The sequence below is a fragment of the Paenibacillus sp. PK3_47 genome (genome assembly GCF_023520895.1).
Lineage (GTDB): Bacteria > Bacillota > Bacilli > Paenibacillales > Paenibacillaceae > Paenibacillus_AQ.
Window position 1 is genome coordinate 640,279 of the sequence record NZ_CP026029.1, and the last position, 21,170, is coordinate 661,448.

Below are 21,170 nucleotides of genomic sequence, written 5' to 3' on the forward strand. Positions count from 1 at the left end.
AATTCTGCGGGACTTTTCCCGTTGATTTCGTGAATTTGGAGCGGCACGCAGAATTCTGCAGGACTTTTCCCGTTGATTTCGTGAATTTGGAGCGGCACGCAGAATTCTGCGGGACTTTTCCTTTTATTTCTGTCCGGCGTCCGCGCCAGCCTCAAGCATCAGCAGCGCCTCAGCGGCTTCACGACCGTTAACCAGCAGCGTAATCCGGTGCTCTCCGGGATAATGGCGCCGGGTAGTGAGGTCCCCCCAGCGGTGGGTTCGAATACCTTTTAGTAAAGAGCCCCCCGGAACGGTTTTGTCAGACAGCAAAAACAGCTTGCGTGAGGTTTTGCCCCCGGATTTTACAAAATCAATCCCGTATTCAATACGGATCCGGACAGGTTCTCCTTCGCGGATCAACAAGTGGTACGACAGCTCACAGCTTGATCCAATCTGCAGAATATCCGGTTCTGCCAATATTGAGGCTTCAGTAACAAGAGGTGTCTCGTCAGCCTGGTGTGCGGCATAGCCGAATAGTTCCATAATTTGCGGATCGGCTTTACGGATCAGAGAGCGGCAGCCGTGCCGTACAATCCAGTCTGTGAGCTCGCTTTTTCCTTTCCAGCGCTGTGCGATAGAAATCACGACCTCCGGATGATCTTTGGCGATATCGTTCAGATTGTTGGCCACACTTTTGCGCACATAAAGCGACGGATCGGCCTTCAGCTGTTCCAGCACAGGAAGCACAGGGGATGGATCCTGCTTAAACATTGGAATCGCCTGCCCCCAGGGCAGACGCGGTCTGCTCCCTTCACTGGCCAGCCGCCGCACATGCTCATTAGAATGCCCGGACCAGCGCTGCATCTGCGCCATCATCCGCCCGGGGTCGCGCAGCAGAAACGGCCGCACCGCAAACTCCGCCGACGACCTTACCGTAAACCGCTCCAGCGCTGCCATCGACAGCTCCCAATGCTCCTCCCCCTGTCCAAATACCTCTACGAAGTCCGGGAAAATCAAATACGGGAAGCCTACACACTGCTCGTCTATAGCACACAGAATCTCCAGTGCCTCTTCATACCGCTGCGGTAAAAACACCCCCATTGTTTCCGTAATCCGCCGCATCCGGGCTTTGAGCTCCAGCTCCTCCCACGGCTCCTGCATTGCCACCCGGACAAACGCCTCCTGCTCAAAACCCGGGAATACCGAACGAAGCTTCCTGGCGAAGCTGTGTAAAAACTCCTTATTATACATTGCTTTTAACGGTTCAGCCATATCTTCTGTCCTCCTGCCTAGTCAGCGCAAATAACTGCCCTGTTAATTCCAGTTTCGCCAAGAAAGGATAACATATTGAACAAGACAGCCCTGTGTCATATTTACTTATTATTGTCCCTATAATCTCCTTGCGTGTCTCCTCAAGCTCAGACAGATATTCTCTACAATGCTTTATCTGACTGCAATAGCTCTGCTGCGTGCCGTTCTCCTCCATAAAAGCTTTAAGATCCTTGGCGTCATCAGTGCGATAGAGCGCTTCGTGAAAGCGGCGGTTAAACTCAGCGCAATCCACATCAGCATGTTCGAGCATCAGCTGGTTCATCCGTGACAGGGTGCTTTGTTCTTTTTGATCCAAAAGGGCTGTCAGCACCGCTAAAGGTTTTAGCTCATGCTTATTCAGCAGCACAATCGCGCCAAACCCGCTCCTTGAATGACATGCCAAATTCATTAGTTCCGGCTGCAGGCGGGCCACCAGTTCCTTCGGCCAATGCTCCAAAATGCTGTGTATAATCCAGTACATCCACTCCTCATCGGCAGGCTCTCCCGCCATAACCCGCTGAAGCTCCGGAATTAAGGGTTCTCCAACATCTATCAGCAGCCGGCTGACCGCACCCGCTCCCGGCCAATTGAGATCCTGAAGCCAGACAAGCAGTTCCGGCAAAATACTTTTAATCCCTGGGTAGCCAATCTGGCTCAGTACCTCTGCAGCACCATCCCAATGCTCCTTGCCTAAGGGCTGAGCCAGCAGGGGAAGATCCTTTTCATCTATAAGCTGAAGCTGGCGTATCGTCTCCTGCCGGATTCCAGCCGGGGTACTCCAGTCTAAATCCTTCAGGTATTCATGGATTGTTTTGTTCATCTAGCCCACCTCATAAAAATGCCCCCGGATACCGCAGCTCACCCTTAATCCCGTCCAGTCCCCCTTCCTCCAGCTCACACACTTGGAACACATCATCTGGCACCGGAAACTGCAGCAGCTCCAGGCCGTACTGGCGCGCCGGCTTAAAACCGAATTTAGGATAATACCCGGGATGCCCGATCAACAGAATAACACTGTATCCCAGCCCGCTGGAGCGTCTTTTCGCTTCCTCAATCAGCAGTCCGCCGGTTCCCCGCCCTTGTGCATCCGGATGTACAGCAAGGGGAGCGAGCACAAGGACGTCATTTTCGGTGAGTTCACTCACCACCTTAGCCTTGCTAAGCAAAACATGGCCGACAATTGCCCCATTATCCTCGGCCACAATGGACAGTTCGGGTATAAATTCTTCTGAATCCCTGATCCGTTCAATGAGCCGCGATTCATCCTCCCTGTTCCCAAAAGCCCGGTAGTTCAGCTCAAACACCCCGCGGTAATCTCCCGCAGTCTCGGTTCTGATTATCATCTCAGCTTAGCCCCCTAACGAAATTAAAGCCATGCTTATTCTTTTAATAACCGGAAATGCCCTCATCCAAGTGCTTCAGGTTCGCTCTCTCAATGCCCTGCCGCATGCCTCTGCGGGTAATACTGTGGCTGAACTGCATGACACCATCATGTGCAAAATAAACATACTCCACCTCAGGCTCGTCCCTAAACTTTACAACGACAAAAAACGGCGGTGCCTTCATTCCCCAAACCCCTTGTACCGAGGCGATATCCTGGCTGCTGTAGCCCTTTTCCTCCTTTAAATATGAGGTTACCCGGTGGGCATAAACGAATTTGCGGGTCTGAACATACACTAACGGAGCGACCACAAGCAGAGTGATAAAAACAATAATCAGGAGATTTTTTCTCCTCTTTCCTGGCCTCAATTCATAACCGCCTTCCGTTGCCGCCATAAATTCTGCAAATTAAAACCTGTTTTCAAAATCAGCGGCCTGTCGTAAAATGGTTGAAAAGCTTTCGGGTAGAAAAAGTTCAAATTCAGCTGAAAACGGAGGTGCCTGGATTTGCCACAGACACTTGTGAAAAATATTGATTTTTTTGTCGCCGCCTTGTCGCAGACTTTTGTGTCCGCGCTGCAGCTTGATCCTGACGGGATGTACTCCCAGGTAGGCTCCGGGATTGTCGAGAAGTTCTCCGAGGACTATGTCCGCATCAAAAGATTCGACGGTACCGTCTCCCACTACTCCAGATCTGTTACGAAGTTCCAGCATAACAAGGCCTGATCCCTGTACTATGCTTCTACTTCCCGCCGGGAGGTCGTAATCCCTGCCTGGCATCCCAACTATAGCAGCACAGCAAAGCGGACACCGCTTAGTATTCCGGTGTCCGCTTTGCTGTGTGCTTTTACAGCCTTCACAGCCTATCCCTGCATTTGCTTCAGTTCATAAAAAGCTCCCTTACGGGCCATCAGGTCCTCGAAGCTCCCTACCTCGGCCACCCGTCCGTCCTTCATCACAACAATCCGGTCGGCATCGCGGATGGTAGACAGCCGGTGTGCCACGATGAAGGTCGTGCGTCCGCGGATCAGTTCCCGCATCGCTTTCTGCACAATGTATTCTGAAATGTTATCCAGTGCAGAGGTAGCTTCATCAAGCAGTATGATCTCCGGATCACGGATCATCGCCCTGGCAATGGCAATCCGCTGCCGCTGGCCTCCGGACAGCTTGCCGCCGTGTTCACCAATCAGCGTGTCAACCCCCTGCGGCATCTGTTCGATCACATCCTGCAGATTAGCCAGCCGGATCACCTCCTGCAGCCTCTCTTCCGGGACATCGCTAAGGCCGAACGTAATATTGCTGCGGATGGTTCCGGAGAATAGCACAGTGCTCTGCGGAACGACGGCCAGCTTCTGGCGGTACAGCCGCATATCCAGCTCATCCATCGGTATACCGTCGACAAAAATATGACCGCCTGTAGGGCGGTAGAATCCCACGACCAGATTCAATACCGTTGACTTGCCTGCGCCTGATTCCCCTACAAAAGCGATGCATTCCCCCGGCCGTACCGTTAAATTGAAATCCTGCAGCACATGGTGATCGGTGTCTTTGTAGCTGAATTTTACATCCTTGAACGCATAAGCGCCCCGGAAAGAGTCAACCACACGGGTCCCCTGATATTCTTCAACCTGCGTTGAAGCCAGAATCTCCGAGATCGAATATATCGATTCGAAGCCGCGGGCGAATTGCGGATACACCCCCAGCAGACTGTTGATGGAGGCCAAAATCGTAGAGAAAAACCCCTGGTACATGACGACATCCCCAACCTGAATCGTTCCCCGGTACGCCAAAATACAGGTAAAACCAAGACACAGCAGCTGAAACAGGGTGAACACCACCCAGCTGGAGGCTCCGAACAGCGCTTCTGTAATATCCAGCCGGTATCCCTTGCCTTTCAGCTCCGAGAGTGTGGTATCCACTTTGCCAATTTCCACTTCCTCAAGCCCGTGCGCCCGGGTTACGGGAATCATCTCTACCGTCTCTGCCACCTGTCCCGACATATTTTCGATCTGGCGCCGGAATTCGCGGTTGCGGCTGCGGATTTTGGACCGGAAAAAGGTGATCATCAGCACTCCGAACGGAATCACCAGCACAAAAAACAGCGTCACCTGCAGGCTCTTGAACGCAGTAATAGTAATTGCAATCAGGACGTTCGTAACAGCCGGCATGAAGGAGTACATCATTTGCTTGGACAGCGTTTCGATCGCTTCCACATCACGGAGCACCTTCGACTGCAGCCGGCCGGCACGCAGGTCACTGTGGTACGTCATGGATAAGTGCTGGAGTTTACGGATCAGCGTTCCTCTGAGCCCTGCCTCCACCTGGCGCGAGGACCTGCTCATGAAACTGACATGCATGTAAGCTGAAGGAATATTCTGCAGAATAACAACAGCAACTACGGCGAGGTCCATCCATAGCCAGTTTAGGCTGTCAAGCTGCGGACTGCTGAGATGGTTAATAATATCGGCCGTAACGACCGGAATGACCCAGGTTGGCGCATGCTTGAAAATGTAGAACAGCAGCGACAGCACCAGATTGAGCGTCATCCCCTTATATAGCAGCAGCAGTGTGCGGAAGGGACGGTCCTTGTCCGCCTCCCTGTCCATAAACATTTGTTCAAAATCAGGCAATCTGTTCCCGGTATGCTCCATCATGTTCTCCTTCATTTCGGACCTCTTAGCTATCCGGTTATTTCCAGAAATCCGTACCTGCAAACACCTGCTCCTTGGCGGGCGCTTCAGTACCCTCCTCAGGCAAAACAGCCCAGCTTACACGCAGCTTGCGCAGCTCGTCCCCGCCCGGAATGCCGTATTCAGCATAAGTAACGGTCTCTTCATTCGCCGGATTTCCCCAATTGTCCCAGCCCTGCGGTTCAATATGTCTGCCTAATTTGCAGTTCACCAGTTCCGTTCTGGCATAACCTCTCCATGGGCGTCCCAGATAAACCCCGGTAACCCCGTCCTCCGCAGTCAAGTAACACTCATTAAAAATATAGCCATAGTTCTGCCCCTCCGGTGTGGAGGCTGCCGTAATATAGCTGCGGCTGCCCTTGTCATTCCGCAGGCTGCGGATCTCGCAGTGGTCAAAATAAGCAGTTGCTCCGCCGAATATAAAGTCCACGGTTCCCTCAATGCAGCAGCGGATATACAGCTGGCGGTAAGATTCGTGATGCTCCTTCAGGGGTATGCCCCCAAATCCCCCTCCCTGCTTGTTCCACGGAGGCAAAGGGCCTGTAAACAGCGTATCCTGATGCCCTTTGAAGGTGCAGCTGCGGAATACGGTCTCGTCACAATTCGCGTATACCGCAAGCGCCTGGCCGATATGCTCCCCTTGCCCGGCATTGTTAACGATTGCAAGGTTCTCCAGCGTGAGGCGTCTGCCGCCCAGGAACAAGGTCGGAGTGCCAAAGGTCCCCAGCTCCACCCCGTTTTCATCCAACTCCCGGGCATAACGCCCGTTCGTAATTACCACTTCCCCAAGGCCGATAATGTTAAGATTTGAGCGGTAGATCCGGACGGTTTCCTCATACACGCCTGATAAAATATAGAGTGTGGCCATCTCCTCACCGCTCTGCCGTTCAAGCGCATCCACCGCCGCCTGGACGGTATGAAAATCGCAATAATCTTCTTTTCCCACCAGCATTGCCGCATCCTCCTTTGGTTGTTCCGGTACCTTGCGCAAACAAGTTGATTATAGCGCCCGGACACATTTTTGCCAATAAAATTTTAACGTGTGCATTCCATAATTTGCTTGACTTGACCTGCTTGAGGAACTACACTGGAATCGTTAACAATTCTATTTTCCCGGAGAGATATTATGATTACTATCAAAGACATTGCACGCGTTGCCGGCGTCTCCCATACAACGGTTTCCAGAGCGCTGAACGGCAGCCCGCTGATTAAGAAGGTCACCCGGGACAAGATTGAGAAAATTGCCGCAGAAATGAATTACGTGCCGAACTACAGCGCGAAGAGCCTGGTTACCAAACGTTCTTTTACCATCGGATTGTTCTTCTCCAGTATTGAGCAGGGAACCTCAGCAAGCTTCGTGGTCGATGCCATCAAGGGGATCAATCATGTGCTGGATGAGAATTACAACCTGACGGTCAACGGGATCGACGGGGTCCACAATTTTGCAGGCATACAGCCCCAGCGCTTCGACGGCATCCTGGTGATGAGCCAGAGCGATGAAGACAATGCTTTTATTTACCACGTCAAGACCATGGGCATACCGCTTGTGGTGCTGAACCGCCAGCTGGAGGATCCCGGCATCATGAATGTGGTGGCGAACGACCGCGAGGGCGTGAAGGAAGCTATCGATTTTGTAATCAGCCAGGGCCATTCCAAGTTGGCAATTATTGAAGGAAAACCGGGCTTCAAGTCCTCGACGGAACGCAAGCAGGGCTTTATGGACAGTCTGATTGCCGGCAGGCTGCAGCTGAATTCCGACTATTTTGCCGCCGGAGACTACAGTATTGAGAGCGGATACTCGGCCATGTCGCAGCTGCTTGATCTGACTGAACCGCCAACTGCCGTCTTCTGCTCGAACGATGATATGGCCATCGGGGCCATGAACGCCTGCTACGCCCGCGGGATCAGTATTCCCGGACAGATCTCTCTAATCGGCTTTGACGATATTATGTTTGCCCGTTACACCAATCCGGCGCTGACCACGGTCCGCAAGCCCATTGCAGATATCAGCGAGCTCGGCTCCAAAATGCTGATTCAGCTGATGCAGCAGCCGGACACCCGGCCCCAGCAGCTGTTCGTCAAGACATCGCTGGTAGTTCGTGATACCGTAACCGGTGCTTAAGCACAGCGTCTTTTCTTTTGCAGCTTGAACTGTCAGGCACAGGATACAGTCACCACTGATTTACCACGGCAGGTCAGGCAGCCTTTTCTCCTCCAGTGCAGTCTTTTGGCAGGCGTTCATTCCTATGGACGCTCGGGGCGGCACTTGGAGGACAATGGTTGGTTTAAAAAAGAGCCTCTCTTTTTTAAAATAAAATGTTAACGTGTGCATTATTACATTCATAAACTAAAGGAGATCTGAACACTCATGACTAACCGCCTTTCCCGCACCACCCAGCCTGACCTGCCTGTGTACCCGGAACGGATGATCCAATTCGGCGAAGGAAACTTTATGCGGGCCTTCGTGGACTGGCAGCTGCAGCAGATGAACAATAAGGGCCTTTTTAACGGAAGTGCTGTGCTGGTTCAGCCGATTGAACAGGGTCTCGGCGAGCTGATGGCCGCCCAGGACAATCTGTACACTGTACTGCTTAACGGAATTATGCAGCAGCAGCAGGTGAATTCCCGGGAGATCATGACAAGCGTAAGCCGTGTCATTAATCCGTATGCCGAATATGAGGCTTATCTCGCTCTCGCCGAGAACGATGAACTTGAGTTTATCACATCCAATACAACCGAAGCGGGCATTGCCTATCATCCGGGCGACCAACTGAACGATGCTCCGCCGAAGAGCTTCCCTGCCAAGCTGACGGCACTTCTCCACAGACGTTTTGAGCTCGGTAAAAAAGGTTTTGTGATTATCCCCTGCGAGCTGATTGACCGCAACGGCGAGAAGCTGCAGGAAATTGTGCAGAAGTATGCGGAAGAATGGAATCTCGGGGAACCTTTCAGCAAATGGCTGAAGGAAGAGAATACCTTCTGCTGCAGTCTGGTGGACCGGATTGTGCCGGGATATCCGCGCGACAAAGCCGCAGAACTGGAGGCAGAGCTTGGTTATCTCGACAATCTGATGGTGACTGCGGAGCCGTTTCTTTTCTGGGTTATTGAAGGCCCGTCCTCACTTACAGAACGTCTGCCGCTGGCGGAAGCCGGACTTAATGTGGTCGTTACAGACGATATGACACCTTACCGGGAACGCAAGGTTCATCTGCTGAACGGACCGCACACTGCAATGGTTCCGCTCGCGATGATGGCCGGCCTTGAGACGGTTGAGGATGTCATGAACGATGCGACCTTCTTCCGGTTTGTCAAAGAAATGATGGAGAATGAGCTGATTCCGATGCTGGATCTGCCTGCGGAGGAGCTGCAATCCTACTCGGAAGCCGTGCTGGAGCGTTTCAGAAACCCGTTCATCCGCCATGAGCTGCAGTCTATCTCTCTGAACAGCATCTCCAAATTCAAAACCCGGCTGCTTCCGGTGCTTCTCCGCTATCAAGAGGAGCGCGGCAAGCTCCCGGAGCTGATTACTTTAGCCTTTGCCGCCCTGCTGCTCAGCTACCGCGGAGACAAGGTCAAACGCCAGGACGGCGCTGAAGTGCTGGCAGTCTTTGATGAAGCTTGGAGCAAGCCTGAACAATTCGTGCCCGTCATCTTGAAGGATGCAAGCCTTTGGGGACAGGATTTATCGCTGGTACCGGGACTTACGGATGCGCTCTCTGCTCATCTCCGGCAGCTTGAGGGATCTGACACCCGCGCAGCCCTGCAGCAATTAGTACATTAATATAATTCCAACACTATCAGGAGGGACACCATGAAACGATTAATGAAAATGAATCCCAGAGATACCGTAGCCGTAGCGCTCCGCCCGATCACCGCCGGTGAAGAGCTGGAATTCGAAGATCTGAAGCTTACTGCCAACCAGGATATTCCCCAGGGCCACAAAATAGCCTTGACCGGCTTTGCACCGGATGATGTTATCACCAAATACGGCTACCCGATCGGCCATGCAATAGAAGCGATTCAAAAGGGTGACTGGATTCACACCCATAACATCAAAACCAATCTGGTCGGTGAAGAGCAATATGAATATGTTCCTGACCTGCATCCTGTTACCTACCCGAACCGCGGGCTGACCTTTCAGGGCTACCGCCGCGCGAACGGCAAGGTAGGCATCCGCAATGATCTGTTCATTATTCCGACGGTCGGCTGTGTGAACGGCATTGCCGAGCAGATGCTGCAGGAATTCAAGGCAGAGCATCCCGATCTCGGAAGCTTTGATAATCTTACTGTTCTTAAGCATCCTTACGGCTGCTCACAGCTTGGCGATGACCACCGTATGACACGCAGCATTCTGCTGGATGCGGTCAATCATCCTAATGCCGGCGGTGTACTGGTCTTCGGTCTTGGCTGTGAGAACAATATCGTCTCTGAATTCCGCAGCATGCTGGGCGATTACGATCAAAGCCGCGTCAAATTTCTCGTCGCCCAGGAAGTCGGCAATGAGGTGGAAGCCGGTCTCGCCCTGCTCGAAGAGCTGTACGAAGCGGCGCTGGACGATAAGCGCGAGCCTGTGCCGCTGAGCGAGCTGAACATCGGGCTGAAATGCGGCGGTTCCGACGGCTTCTCCGGTATTACCGCTAACCCGCTGCTCGGCGCGTTCTCCGATTTCATCATCTCCCAGGGAGGAACCTCGGTATTGACGGAAGTGCCGGAAATGTTCGGCGCGGAGAAAATGCTGATGGCGCGTGCCGAGAGCCGCGAAGTCTATGAAGATATCGTTTCCCTGATCAATAACTTTAAGCAGTACTTCCTTTCGTATGGAGAGCCGGTGTATGAGAATCCGTCCCCGGGCAACAAGGCAGGCGGAATCAGTACGCTGGAGGATAAATCGCTCGGCTGTACCCAAAAAGCCGGAACCTCGCCTGTCGTGGACGTGCTGGATTACGGGGTGAAGCTGCGCAAAAAGGGCCTCAGCCTGCTTCAGGCTCCCGGCAACGACCTGGTGGCAGCATCTGCTCTGGCCGCGTCGGACTGTCAGCTGGTCCTGTTCACTACCGGCCGCGGAACGCCGTTCGGCAGCTTTGTGCCTACGGTTAAGGTTGCGACCAACAATGAACTGTTCGCCAAAAAAGGCCACTGGATGGATTTCAATGCTGGCCCCCTGCTGGAAGTGCCTATGGCAGATGTGCTTGAAGAGTTCATCACTTATATCATCGATGTGGCCAGCGGCCAAAAAACACGCAATGAGCAGAACGAAGTCCGCGAGCTGGCTATTTTCAAAACCGGAGTCACGCTATAATCCTATCCCGTTCCTTCATATTTAAATTTATCTAAAGGGAGATTCATAATGTTCTTAAATGATGATTTTTTGTTATCCAATGAGACTGCCCGGACGCTTTTTCATCAGCATGCCAAGCCTATGCCGATTGTCGATTACCACTGTCACCTTGATCCGCGGGAGATTTATGAGGACCAGCCCTTCGCTAACCTGACCGCAGCCTGGCTGTATGGCGATCATTATAAATGGCGGCTGATGCGTGCCAATGGTGTGCCGGAATCCCACATTACTGGAGATGCCTCCGATTACGATAAATTTCTGGCCTGGGCGCGGACACTCCCGAAAGCGGTGGGCAATCCGCTCTACAGCTGGACCCACCTGGAGCTCCGCCGCTTTTTCGGTGTCAATGAGCCGCTGAACGAGTCAACTGCACCGGCGGTTTGGGAGCAGGTGAATGCCAGGCTTGCTGAGCCCGGCTTCACCCGCAGAGGACTGATCCGCAGCTCCAACGTCAAGGTGATCTGCACTACCGATGACCCTGCTGATACGCTGGAATACCACCGCCTGCTGAAGGAAGAGGAAACTGCATTCAGCGTATATCCTACTTTCCGGCCCGACAAGGCGCTCAATATTGATGCGGAAGGATTTGCCGGCTGGATCACCCGTCTGGAGGAAGCAGCAGGCCAAACGGTGAACTCCTACCCTTCACTGCTCGCTGCCTTGAAAAACCGCGTTGACTTCTTCCATGATCACGGCTGCCGCTTGTCAGACCATGCGCTGGATGTGCTGCGTTATCAGGCAGGCGATGCGGACATAGTGGAACAGATTTTTGCCAAACGTCTGGCCGGCGGAGAGCTTTCGGCTGAAGAAGTTACAGTGTACCGTACAGAGCTGCTGACGGCACTCATCGGCTTCTATCATGACAAAGGCTGGACGATGCAGCTCCATCTGCATGCTTACCGCAATAACAACACACCTATGTTCCGGCGTCTGGGACCGGATACCGGCTATGACGGCCTGAACGATCTGCCGCTGACCGAGTCGTTGTCGAAGCTGCTGGACCGTGCCGAATGCGGAAGCGGGCTGCCGAAGACCATTCTGTATTCCCTGAATCCCGGAGATTATCCGGCGCTGCTGGCTCTGATGGGCTGCTATCAGAAGGATACTCCAGGCAAAATTCAGCTCGGCTCCGGCTGGTGGTACAATGATACCCGCGCAGGCATGCGCCAGCAGCTCACCCTGCTTGCCGACAACAGTCTGCTGGGCAATTTTGTCGGCATGCTGACAGATTCCCGCAGCTTCCTCTCTTATACCCGGCATGAATATTTCCGCCGCGTGCTCTGCGGGTTGATCGGAGAAATTGCCGAGCGCGGGGAAGCACCGGATGATGAGGCGCTGCTCGGCCGATTGGTTGAGGATATTTCTTATAATAATGCCGCAGGCTACTTCGGCTTTGAATCCTCCAAGTAGGCCAGCTGACAAGTTTATACTGCAGAAAAGCAGTTCAGGGAAAGGCACGGGGATGTTATTCCCCGTGCCTCCCTGCTTTTGTGACGGCTTAAGCATAAATTTTCAGAAACAAGACCACTTTTGACCAAGGAGCAGATCAACATGCCAACCATTTTTATTGCGGGGGATTCCACTGCCGCCCACAAAGGCGGAGACCAGAAGCCTATGGCAGGCTGGGGAGAGTACCTTCCCTTTCATTTCGGTCCTGAGATTACCGTCGACAACCGGGCGGTTAATGGACGCAGCACCAAATCTTATATGGCCCAGGGCCGGCTGGCTCATATTGAGCAGGACATCCGGCCCGGTGACTACCTGCTGATCCAGTTCGGGCATAATGACGAGAAGCGGGAAGATCCGGAGCGTTATACCGATCCGGCCGGGGATTTCCGGGATCATCTCACAGCATTTATTAATTCCGCCCGCAGCCGCGGTGCCTTTCCCGTCCTGCTGACACCTGTCAGCCGGCGCCGGTTCACACCGGAGGGAACACCACACCCGCTTGCCGTCGGGGCCTACCCGCAGGCAGTGCGCGAGGTTGCAGAAGCTGCAGGCACACCGCTGCTTGATATTTTTGCATCTTCCCAGCGGCTTTACGTGTCAGTGGGAGTGGAACAATCCCGGGACCTGTTCATGCATCTGCCGGAGGGCGCTCATCCGAATTATCCTGATGGAGTTACCGATGATACCCACTTTTGCGAGAGAGGGGCCAAGGCAGCTGCAGGACTGGTGGCCGAAGCCATTGCCGAATCTCCGGAGCTTGCTTCGCTGCAGAAGCATTTACGATTGCCAGGGAATGCACTGACCCTATAGAATAGGCTTAAGAACGGCCTGACTTCAAGCGACCAACAGAAGGGATGAAAAGCCATGACGATTCCGCTTCATCTGGGCATCCGCGCCCATGATTTTCACAGCCTCCCGCTGCAGAAGCTTATAGGGAAGATCAAGGAATACCGGTTCAGCCACATCCAGTTTGCTGCTCACAAGTCTTTTCCCGAAAGCGTTCCCATGCTCTCTTCCTTAAGTCCCGGGACGGCAGCCTACTTCGGCGAAGCCTTCCGGCAGGCAGGCATCAAGATTGCCGTGCTTGGCTGTTATGTGAATATTGTAGACTCTGATCCTGCCAAAAGGGCCCAGGCCCTGCAGGATTTCAGCACCCACCTGCGCCTGGCCCGCGATTTCGGTGCAAGCCTCGTCGGAACGGAAACAGGCAGCGTGGGAAATGGATATACGCCCGCTAATTTCACAGAAGATGCCTTTCAGCAAGTCGTGGCCTCAGTGGGTGAAATGGTTGCTGAAGCCGAAAGGTTTGGTGTAACAGTCGGCATTGAAGCGGGGTTGAATCATCCGCTCTATACCGCCAAGCTGGCAAAACGGCTGCTTGAGCTGGTCCCGTCCAACAACCTGCAGATTATTCTGGACTGTGCCAATTTGATATCTCCGGACAATTACAGTGAGCAGGAGGCAGTCATCACCGAAGCGCTGGAGCTGCTCGGCGACCGGATTGCCGTGATTCACCTGAAGGATTTTACAGTCGAAGACGGCAAAATCGTCATCCTGCCAGTAGGACAAGGACAGCTGCAGTTTGCGCCAATCCTCAGGTATATGAAATACAAACGCCCGCATATCCAGGGAATTCTGGAGAGCACTACAGAAGAGCATCTGCAGGAAAGCATCGATTATCTGCAGCGGCTGTATGAAGAAGTGTAGCTTCCGGGAGTAACCATGTTTCAACTGCAAAAAGGCTTAGCCAATAGAGGTACCGGCTAAGTCTTTTTGACTTTTTAATGAGATCATATAGATTAAAGCCTGCTGTCTTCCCCTGCCGTACCTGACATTAAACAGCACACAGCAATCTCCGCTTGTTAGCGGTATGCTAACATGGGTACAATGATTAGAAAATGCAATCATACAAAGGATAGGTGAAACTTATGCTTAATCACGGATTCGCGAGAGTGGCAGCTGCTTCCCCGGAACTGCGGGTCGCTGACTGCCATTATAATGTGCAGCAAATCATAGGGGTCATAAAGCAGGCGGACAAGCAGCAGGTCGAATATCTTGTACTCCCTGAGCTGTGTATTACAGGCTACAGCTGCGGTGACCTGTTCCTCCAGCCGAAGCTGCTGGAAGCCGCCCGCAAAGCTCTTTTGGATATTACTGCTGCTACCGCCGGAATGGACATGGTAGTCATTGCCGGTGTCCCCCTGTCGGTCAAAAGCCGGCTGTTCAACTGCGCGGCAGTCATCCAGAATGGAGCCATTCTCGGCATTGTGCCCAAAACTTGTATCCCCGGGTACAGCGAATTCTATGAGCCCCGCTGGTTCGCCGCCGCGGAAGAGCTGGAGGTTTCGGAGCTGCGCATCGGCGGGACAACCGTTCCCATCGGTAATGATCTGCTGTTTGCCTTAGATGAGGACGGAAACATTTCCTTCGGCGTCGAAATTTGCGAGGACCTGTGGGTCCCTGTCCCGCCCAGCAGCCTGCTTGCACAGGCTGGAGCCGTGCTGCTGTTCAACCCCTCCGCAAGCAATGAGCTGGTGGGCAAGGCCGATTACCGCCGCCAGCTTGTAGCCAGCCAGTCTGCTTCCTGTGTGGCGGGCTATGTCTACGCCAGCTGCAATACCGGCGAATCCACGACTGATGTCGTGTTCGGCGGCCATTCCCTGATCGCGGAGAACGGCCAAATGCTGGCTGAATCCGACCGGTTCACCCATGAGAGCACGATAACCATCGCGGACATTGATGTGCCGCGGATCCAGTATTCACGGACGGTCATGGGCACGTTCCGCGCCGGTAAGGGCGGACGCAACTACCGCGAGGTGCTCTACTCTGATCCTTCCGCCAGCATGAAGGAACGGGAGCTCGCCCGTAAGGTTGGCGATAATCCTTTTGTTCCCGGCAATCCGCTGCAGCGTGATGAACGGTGCCGTGAAATTCTGGCGATCCAGACCTCCGGGCTTATGAAGCGGATCCGCCATATCGGAACGAAACAGGCGGTCATCGGCATCTCCGGCGGTCTGGATTCCACGCTTGCCCTGCTGGTAGCCGTGCGTGCCATGGAGCTGCTCGGCCGCCCGGCAAGCGATGTTCTGGCCGTTACCATGCCCGGCTTCGGCACGACAAACCGGACGTATGACAATGCCGTCGGTCTGATTAATGCGCTTGGTGCAACGCTGAAGGTTGTTGATATCAAGGATGCCTGCCTGCAGCATTTCAAAGATATCGGTCATGACAAGGATGTGCATGATCTGACTTATGAGAATGTGCAGGCGCGGGAACGCACGCAGATCCTGATGGATCTCGCCAACAAAAACGGCGGCATCGTCATCGGCACAGGCGATTTGTCTGAGCTTGCACTGGGCTGGTGTACCTATAACGGTGACCATATGTCGATGTATAGTGTGAACTCCGGTATTCCCAAAACACTCATCCAATATGTCGTAAAATGGTACGCGGACCATGAAGCAGACGAGACGGTAAACAAGCTGCTCCACAGCATTATTGAAACAGGAATCAGCCCGGAGCTGCTGCCGCCATCCGCCACCGGCGAGATTGTCCAGCTTACCGAGAATATCCTCGGCCCTTATGTCGTACATGACTTCTTCCTATATTATATGCTGCGTACAGGTGCTTCCCCCGGTAAAATGCTGTATCTCGCCCAGCAGGCCTTCGGCGGGGGCTATACCAGGGAACAGCTAGTCGGCTGGCTCAAAGTGTTCATTACCCGCTTTTTCACCCAGCAGTTCAAACGCTCCTGTCTGCCTGACGGTCCGAAGGTCGGTACCGTAAGCCTTTCTCCGCGCGGTGACTGGCGCATGCCGAGTGATGCGTCTGCGGCACTGTGGCTGCGTGAGGTTGAAGAATTATAAGCTGTACATTTATATAAGTAAGATAATTGAGGCATTTCATTGGTCGCATAGACTGTGGGATGCTTCATTTTGCGTTGTGCTGCAACTCTGTATGCCTTCGCAAAAACCTAACCTGGACGAACAGAGATGTCTATCTACTAAAGAATGGACGAAAAATCGAACACATTGTGGTACCGCGAGGATAACGAGCCATTGTATGCGGAAAACTCAACACATTGGACTACCGTGAGGATTAACGAGCCAATAGTTGCGAAAAAATCAAATACAATCTGCTACCGCCAAGCTAGACGAACCAATTGTATGCGAAGAACCGAACACATTGGGCTACCACGAGGGTAAACGAACCAATTGTATGCAAAAATAGAACACGTTGGGCCAGCGGACTGGTAACATCGGGTCATTTGACACGTGACAGATCATCCCTATGGGGACCCGTCAGCGTCATGCCGCGCAAATAACTGTATTCCCTGCAGTTAAAAGACGGCGAAACACCGGTTTTACAAGTTTAACTGTATTCCTTACACGTAAAAATGGCGGAAAGTCTGCTTATACGAAATATGAGCATTTTTAATTGCACGGAATACATCTAAAGCCTGTCCAGCACAAAAATCGGCCGCTTTAGCTGTATGAAATACAATTAAAATCCAGGGCGGCCCGAGTCTTGGACAAACTTTAGATGAAACAAAACCAAGAGCGCTTGTCCAACCCGCCTGCCCGTAAAGTACAAACCTCTCCTGTTTAGCCTTGACGTTACTCCCCGCCAGATGATATATTGCTTCATGTTTTAATATTTCACTACTTAATTATTAAATTATTTAATTTATTGAAAACATCATGAAAATTTTCTGCATTTGCTATTGACTGGACTAATTTTTGTGTGATATATTGATTCACAGCTTAATAATTTAGTAGTTAACTATTTATCAATTAATGATTAAATCCTAAATTATCTTGTCCGATATTTGAAATACCCGGAGGTGAAATTTTGTCAGATCCTAATGATTTTTTTGAAATAGCAGCCATGTTCAAAACGTTCCTGAAAGGCGTCTCCCAGGGATGGAACAAACAAGGCTTTGCGCTCAGTCTCACACAAGTCAAGGCGCTGCATGTCCTGTCCAAAGGACCGATGATGGTCTCGCAGCTTGCCCATGCGCTTGATATGACCCCGGCAGCAATCACAGGTGTAACCGACTATTTGCTCGCGGAAGGTTATGTGGAGAAGGAACGTGCATCCGGTGACCGCAGAGTGGTGAATATTACCCTTACGCAAGAAGGAGAATCCCTGATCGAGGAGGTGCATAATAAGCAGAAAGAAATTATGCAGTCCTATTTCAGCATTTTGCCTGATGAGGATATCGATCATTTAAGAAGAATTTTTGGAGTTTTAATTGCGGAGTTAGACAATAATAAAAATATATAAATGGTGGGGAAAAGAAAATGGAAAATTTATCTGATAAGCGCAAGCTTACCATTATGATCGCCATTATGGCAGCCATGCTGTTTGCCGCGATCAACCAGACAATTACAAGTACAGCAATGCCGCGTATTATCTCCATTCTGGACGGAATGGACTACTATACCTGGACCATTAACATCTATCTGCTGACTTCGACGATTGCCACCGTGCTGGTCGGCAAGCTCTCCGATATGTTCGGACGCAAGCCGTTCCTGCTGGCAGGGATTTTGCTGTTTATGATCGGTGCTTTTCTGACCGGTACTTCTGACAATGTATATCAATTTATCATTTACCGCGGGATTCAAGGGATCGGCGCCGGTATTATCCAATCCACGGCCTTCACTGCTGTAGGTGACCTGTTCCCTCCACGTGAGCGCGGGAAATGGATGGGCCTGATGACAGCTGTCTTCGGTTTCTCCAGTGTTCTTGGACCGACGCTCGGCGGTTACCTGATTGACCATCTGGATTGGCACTGGCTGTTCTGGATCTTCCTTCCGCTTGGTGTTGTAGCATTCGTGATGATTATGGCTCTGTTTCCAAAAGCCCAACGCGGAAATTCCACCAGCATTGATTATCTCGGCTCATTGTTTATGACTACTACGATCGTACCGCTGCTTCTGGCTTTCTCCTGGGCGGGTACGGAATACGATTGGGGTTCTTCCCAGATCCTCGGCCTGCTGGCCGCAACCGTTGTTTCGCTTGTGATCTTCCTGTTTGTTGAGACCAAAGCCAAGAATCCGATTCTGCCGCTTCATCTCTTCAAGAACAGTGTAGTTACCGTATCCAATCTGATCGGCTTTATCATGAACTTCGGTATGATGGGCGCAATGATCTATCTGTCCTTCTTCGTGCAGGGCGTGCTCGGTATTTCCGCGACATATGCGGGTTATGTTACCATGCCAATGTCCATTGTAATGGTTGTAGCGAGTGCCCTGACCGGACAAATGATTGCCAAGAAGGGAAAATACAAACGTTTTGCTCTAATTGGTGTTCCTATCATGGTTGCCGGTATGGTTATCATGGTATTTATGAACAGCGTGCCGATGGCCGTGCTCAGTATGATCGTATTCGGCCTGGGTCTTGGACTCGGGATGCCTGTATTCTCGCTGGCTACGCAAAATGCCGTATCGCACACAGAGCTTGGCGCAGTAACAGCTTCCACCCAGCTGTTCCGTAACCTTGGGGGTACCATTGGTATCGCAGTTATGGGTACAGTAATGTCGAACAATCTGACCAAGCATCTGAAAGAAGCGCTGACTTCTCCATCGGCTCCGGATTTCAGCCAGCTGGATCCAACCGTAGCCCAGCAGCTGACCGCTTTCGCGAATCCGCAGGCACTGATGAACAAACCGCTGCTGGAGCAGACGCAAGCGAGCCTGCCTGCCGATGTGCAGCCGCTCTTCATTCAGATGATTGACAGCATCCGTGACGCCCTGGGCCAGACATTGTCCACCGTGTTCCTGACAGGAACGATCGTCATGTTCGTCGCCTTTATTCTCGTCTTCTTCCTGAAGGAGCTTCCGCTGCGTTCTTCCAACAAAGCACCTGAAGCCTCCGCAGAGGACAGTGTGAACACCGGCAAACTGGCAGTAGATAAAGCTTAAGAATAGCAGCCTTAAGCTTGCATTATCTATAATTATTGCATTGCAAAGAAGGGTTATCCCGTCGCCGCCGTGACGATTGGGATAACCCTTTTTTGCGTACCGTGATCAGAATCCCGTCTTGGGAATTTCTGCGGGAGATACATTATAAGGCGGAATAATTCCGGTCCGCACCTTGTACATGTTGTTATGGGCTTCCTCTGCTGCCCGAACGAAGGGCTCATAGGGCATGCTGCAGACATCAACCACACCGATCTGATAATTTTCACCGTCGAAACGCCCCAGCACCGGCTGGTCGTTCCACTGGAAATAATGAACACCGATCAGCTCGGGAATCGCCGCTGCCTGCTCAACATAATAGCGGTAAGCCCTGCCGCGTTCTTCCTGGGTCGAAACTGCCCGGATTCCGTATGCCAGCATCCCGCTGTCCGCTGCGCCGAAATGATATTCTCCGATCATCACAGGCTTCCCCAGCCGCCGGCTGATCCGCTCAATCTCTTCACGGTCCGGAGCAAACTGGTAGCAGTTCAGCGAGAAGACATCGAACCACTCGCAGCCCTCCAGCACATCTGCACTGCCCACCCAGGCGTAGCGCATGCCGAGATTCAGATGATTCGGGTCTGCCTGCTTGCACAGCCGTGCCGGCAGCTCCACATAACGCCGGATCATCAGCCGGTTGAACTGTCTGTAATCTTCTTCCCGCGCAGCAGAGATCTCCGCCGTTTCAGGGGTATACAGCTCCTCTAAGCTGGAATAACAGCTTCCCCAGGCGGTATTCAGCTGTCCCACACTCCTGTACTTTTCACCCAGCCACTCAATAAATTTCTCCTTGCTGGCATATCGTACAGTTGACTTCAGCATCAGTTCCGTCAGATTCAGACTGTCCACAAACGCCCAGTGCGGCTCATTGCGCATGAAATAACCGACCATCCGGCGCTCTTCCTGCAGCGGAAGCAGCTGCTCCGCAAAGACCGCTGCATTCCGCTCATATTCCGGACTGAATACATCGGGAAAATCCCGGAAAATACACTGCTCCGTGGACGGGAACCCTGTCAGCGGATATACATACGGCAGCTCTGAATCACGGATAAACCCGCCGTCGGACCAGTTGCCGATCGTATTGAACCCCCATTGCCGCAGGCGGTAATCCGTTATTTCCGTCCAGGCGGTGCGCCACTGCCCGCCGAATGCAGTAATGAGGTTGGCTATTCCAAAGCTGAATTCCCGTCCCTCTCGGGACCAGGCTTCCCTGTAGCGGCCCTCCTGCTCCGGCAGCTGCGGCAGTAAATGCTCCATTCCCGCCACAGCCATCGGCGAAGAAGGACCGGTGCAGTCCATTCCTGCACTGAACAAGGCGTAACCTTCCGGATCGGCAAACCACCAGTTGGTGCCGTCAAACTCCGTGCGGAAAAAGCCGGTTGCCCTGAACCGGAGTCCCCTCCAGCCGCCGTAGCGGCTAAGTTCATTACCACGGATAACATCAGCCTTCGCCAGCTGCCGCTCCTCCTGAAGCTTTGCTGTTAACGCTGCTGCATCTGCCGTTTTCCCCGGCCAGTCTCTTCCCTTTAACTGACCCAGCTCATCTACATAAGGATCGTGGGCATATTTAAAATCCGGTTCGCTCAGGCTTAAGCACAGCCCTTCAATTACCGCACTCCTTTCGGTTACAGAAGGAATGGTAGAGACAGAGAACCGGACAATCCGCGTCCGGTCGACCTGCGCATCACCGCGCAGCACGGTCTGCATCGTACCCGGATAACGGGGAAGGAACAGCTGCTCCCCGTTCAAATACTTTAGCGGCAGACAGATGACCGTTCTGGCGCCCGGCAGAATGCCGAGATGATACGTAATCACCCGCCCCTCCTGATCATAAAAGCTGAACAGCAGCACCAAAACATCATGGCACTCATGAAATATTTCAGCGCTAATGAACTCATACTCATACCATACCGTACCGCTGACACTTCCGGCTAGAAGCTCCAGTCCGCCACCGTGCGGCGATGTGCTTATCCGGAAGCTGCCATCACTCAGCACTGTAACTTCAGTGTCCGGACCGGCCTGGAACCATTCTCCCCGGAATGGAATATCTGACCTCATAAG

Annotated in this window: 17 protein-coding genes; 10 read left to right on the forward strand and 7 right to left on the reverse strand. The window is 52.6% G+C overall.

Translation table 11 applies throughout. The features are described 5' to 3' along the window. Positions 1–123: 123 nt before the first annotated feature. The 4 genes from C2I18_RS03065 to C2I18_RS03080 are packed head-to-tail and all read right to left on the reverse strand — an operon-like array spanning position 124 to position 3,066. Entirely contained in the window at positions 124–1,251 is a 1,128-nt protein-coding gene (locus tag C2I18_RS03065; protein WP_249899822.1) for a DNA alkylation repair protein, read from the reverse strand. After that, entirely contained in the window at positions 1,244–2,110 is an 867-nt protein-coding gene (locus tag C2I18_RS03070; RefSeq protein WP_249899823.1) for a DUF5071 domain-containing protein, read from the reverse strand. The genes C2I18_RS03065 and C2I18_RS03070 overlap by 8 nt, the downstream gene beginning before the upstream one ends. A gap of 10 nt (positions 2,111–2,120) precedes the next feature. Further along, positions 2,121–2,633, reverse strand: coding sequence for a GNAT family N-acetyltransferase (locus C2I18_RS03075; protein WP_249899824.1), 513 nt, complete (start codon positions 2,631–2,633; stop codon positions 2,121–2,123). Between the two features lie 43 nt (positions 2,634–2,676). After that, entirely contained in the window at positions 2,677–3,066 is a 390-nt protein-coding gene (locus tag C2I18_RS03080) for a DUF3139 domain-containing protein (RefSeq protein ID WP_249899825.1), read from the reverse strand. A 126-nt stretch (positions 3,067–3,192) separates the two neighbouring features. Between C2I18_RS03080 and C2I18_RS03085 the strand changes: the two genes are divergently transcribed. Beyond that, positions 3,193–3,396 carry a hypothetical protein gene (locus C2I18_RS03085; RefSeq protein ID WP_249899826.1) on the forward strand — a complete coding sequence of 68 codons (204 nt, stop codon included), beginning with the start codon at positions 3,193–3,195 and terminating at the stop codon, positions 3,394–3,396. 137 nt (positions 3,397–3,533) lie between these two features. Here the strand turns inward: C2I18_RS03085 and C2I18_RS03090 are convergent, their stop codons facing one another. Both C2I18_RS03090 and C2I18_RS03095 read right to left on the reverse strand, forming a co-directional pair. After that, positions 3,534–5,336: an ABC transporter ATP-binding protein gene (locus C2I18_RS03090; protein ID WP_249899827.1), complete on the reverse strand. Its 1,803-nt coding sequence runs from the start codon at positions 5,334–5,336 to the stop codon at positions 3,534–3,536. Positions 5,337–5,358: 22 nt separating this feature from the next. Continuing rightward, complete coding sequence (locus C2I18_RS03095; protein WP_249899828.1) at positions 5,359–6,312, reverse strand: pectinesterase family protein; 954 nt, start codon at positions 6,310–6,312, stop codon at positions 5,359–5,361. A 174-nt stretch (positions 6,313–6,486) separates the two neighbouring features. On the opposite strand from C2I18_RS03095, the gene C2I18_RS03100 reads away from it, so the two are divergent. The 9 genes from C2I18_RS03100 to C2I18_RS03140 all read left to right on the forward strand — a co-directional run bounded on the left by C2I18_RS03100 (position 6,487) and on the right by C2I18_RS03140 (position 19,073). Then, entirely contained in the window at positions 6,487–7,482 is a 996-nt protein-coding gene (locus tag C2I18_RS03100) for a LacI family DNA-binding transcriptional regulator (protein ID WP_249899829.1), read from the forward strand. Between the two features lie 246 nt (positions 7,483–7,728). Then, complete coding sequence (locus C2I18_RS03105) at positions 7,729–9,141, forward strand: tagaturonate reductase (RefSeq protein ID WP_249899830.1); 1,413 nt, start codon at positions 7,729–7,731, stop codon at positions 9,139–9,141. A gap of 30 nt (positions 9,142–9,171) precedes the next feature. Continuing rightward, a complete protein-coding gene (locus C2I18_RS03110; RefSeq protein ID WP_249899831.1) occupies positions 9,172–10,659 on the forward strand; it encodes a UxaA family hydrolase in 1,488 nt (495 codons plus the stop codon). Between the two features lie 48 nt (positions 10,660–10,707). After that, complete coding sequence (gene uxaC / locus C2I18_RS03115; RefSeq protein ID WP_249899832.1) at positions 10,708–12,108, forward strand: glucuronate isomerase; 1,401 nt, start codon at positions 10,708–10,710, stop codon at positions 12,106–12,108. Between the two features lie 141 nt (positions 12,109–12,249). Next, complete coding sequence (locus tag C2I18_RS03120) at positions 12,250–12,957, forward strand: rhamnogalacturonan acetylesterase (protein ID WP_249899833.1); 708 nt, start codon at positions 12,250–12,252, stop codon at positions 12,955–12,957. Positions 12,958–13,011: 54 nt separating this feature from the next. After that, the gene (locus C2I18_RS03125) at positions 13,012–13,854 is read left to right on the forward strand and encodes a sugar phosphate isomerase/epimerase family protein (protein ID WP_249899834.1); all 843 of its coding nucleotides are present in this window, start codon (positions 13,012–13,014) and stop codon (positions 13,852–13,854) included. Positions 13,855–14,075: 221 nt separating this feature from the next. After that, positions 14,076–16,013: an NAD(+) synthase gene (locus C2I18_RS03130; protein ID WP_249899835.1), complete on the forward strand. Its 1,938-nt coding sequence runs from the start codon at positions 14,076–14,078 to the stop codon at positions 16,011–16,013. Positions 16,014–16,998: 985 nt separating this feature from the next. Next, positions 16,999–17,433 (forward strand): MarR family winged helix-turn-helix transcriptional regulator, encoded by a 435-nt coding sequence (locus tag C2I18_RS03135; RefSeq protein WP_249899836.1) that lies wholly within the window; start codon positions 16,999–17,001, stop codon positions 17,431–17,433. Between the two features lie 17 nt (positions 17,434–17,450). Then, positions 17,451–19,073 (forward strand): MDR family MFS transporter, encoded by a 1,623-nt coding sequence (locus tag C2I18_RS03140; protein ID WP_249899837.1) that lies wholly within the window; start codon positions 17,451–17,453, stop codon positions 19,071–19,073. A 105-nt stretch (positions 19,074–19,178) separates the two neighbouring features. Here C2I18_RS03140 and C2I18_RS03145 read toward each other — a convergent pair whose 3' ends face one another. Beyond that, positions 19,179–21,167: a beta-galactosidase gene (locus C2I18_RS03145; RefSeq protein WP_249899838.1), complete on the reverse strand. Its 1,989-nt coding sequence runs from the start codon at positions 21,165–21,167 to the stop codon at positions 19,179–19,181. Positions 21,168–21,170 lie beyond the last annotated feature (3 nt).

What these genes read in the sequence shown, in the direction of transcription:
- C2I18_RS03065 (WP_249899822.1), bottom strand. Translation starts at nt 1,251, where the DNA reads ATGGCTGAACCGTTAAAAGCAATGTATAATAAGGAGTTTTTACACAGC.
- C2I18_RS03070 (WP_249899823.1), bottom strand. Translation starts at nt 2,110, where the DNA reads ATGAACAAAACAATCCATGAATACCTGAAGGATTTAGACTGGAGTACC.
- C2I18_RS03075 (WP_249899824.1), bottom strand. Translation starts at nt 2,633, where the DNA reads ATGATAATCAGAACCGAGACTGCGGGAGATTACCGCGGGGTGTTTGAG.
- C2I18_RS03080 (WP_249899825.1), bottom strand. Translation starts at nt 3,066, where the DNA reads ATGGCGGCAACGGAAGGCGGTTATGAATTGAGGCCAGGAAAGAGGAGA.
- C2I18_RS03090 (WP_249899827.1), bottom strand. Translation starts at nt 5,336, where the DNA reads ATGAAGGAGAACATGATGGAGCATACCGGGAACAGATTGCCTGATTTT.
- C2I18_RS03095 (WP_249899828.1), bottom strand. Translation starts at nt 6,312, where the DNA reads ATGCTGGTGGGAAAAGAAGATTATTGCGATTTTCATACCGTCCAGGCG.
- C2I18_RS03100 (WP_249899829.1), top strand. Translation starts at nt 6,487, where the DNA reads ATGATTACTATCAAAGACATTGCACGCGTTGCCGGCGTCTCCCATACA.
- C2I18_RS03105 (WP_249899830.1), top strand. Translation starts at nt 7,729, where the DNA reads ATGACTAACCGCCTTTCCCGCACCACCCAGCCTGACCTGCCTGTGTAC.
- C2I18_RS03110 (WP_249899831.1), top strand. Translation starts at nt 9,172, where the DNA reads ATGAAACGATTAATGAAAATGAATCCCAGAGATACCGTAGCCGTAGCG.
- uxaC (WP_249899832.1), top strand. Translation starts at nt 10,708, where the DNA reads ATGTTCTTAAATGATGATTTTTTGTTATCCAATGAGACTGCCCGGACG.
- C2I18_RS03120 (WP_249899833.1), top strand. Translation starts at nt 12,250, where the DNA reads ATGCCAACCATTTTTATTGCGGGGGATTCCACTGCCGCCCACAAAGGC.
- C2I18_RS03125 (WP_249899834.1), top strand. Translation starts at nt 13,012, where the DNA reads ATGACGATTCCGCTTCATCTGGGCATCCGCGCCCATGATTTTCACAGC.
- C2I18_RS03130 (WP_249899835.1), top strand. Translation starts at nt 14,076, where the DNA reads ATGCTTAATCACGGATTCGCGAGAGTGGCAGCTGCTTCCCCGGAACTG.
- C2I18_RS03140 (WP_249899837.1), top strand. Translation starts at nt 17,451, where the DNA reads ATGGAAAATTTATCTGATAAGCGCAAGCTTACCATTATGATCGCCATT.
- C2I18_RS03145 (WP_249899838.1), bottom strand. Translation starts at nt 21,167, where the DNA reads ATGAGGTCAGATATTCCATTCCGGGGAGAATGGTTCCAGGCCGGTCCG.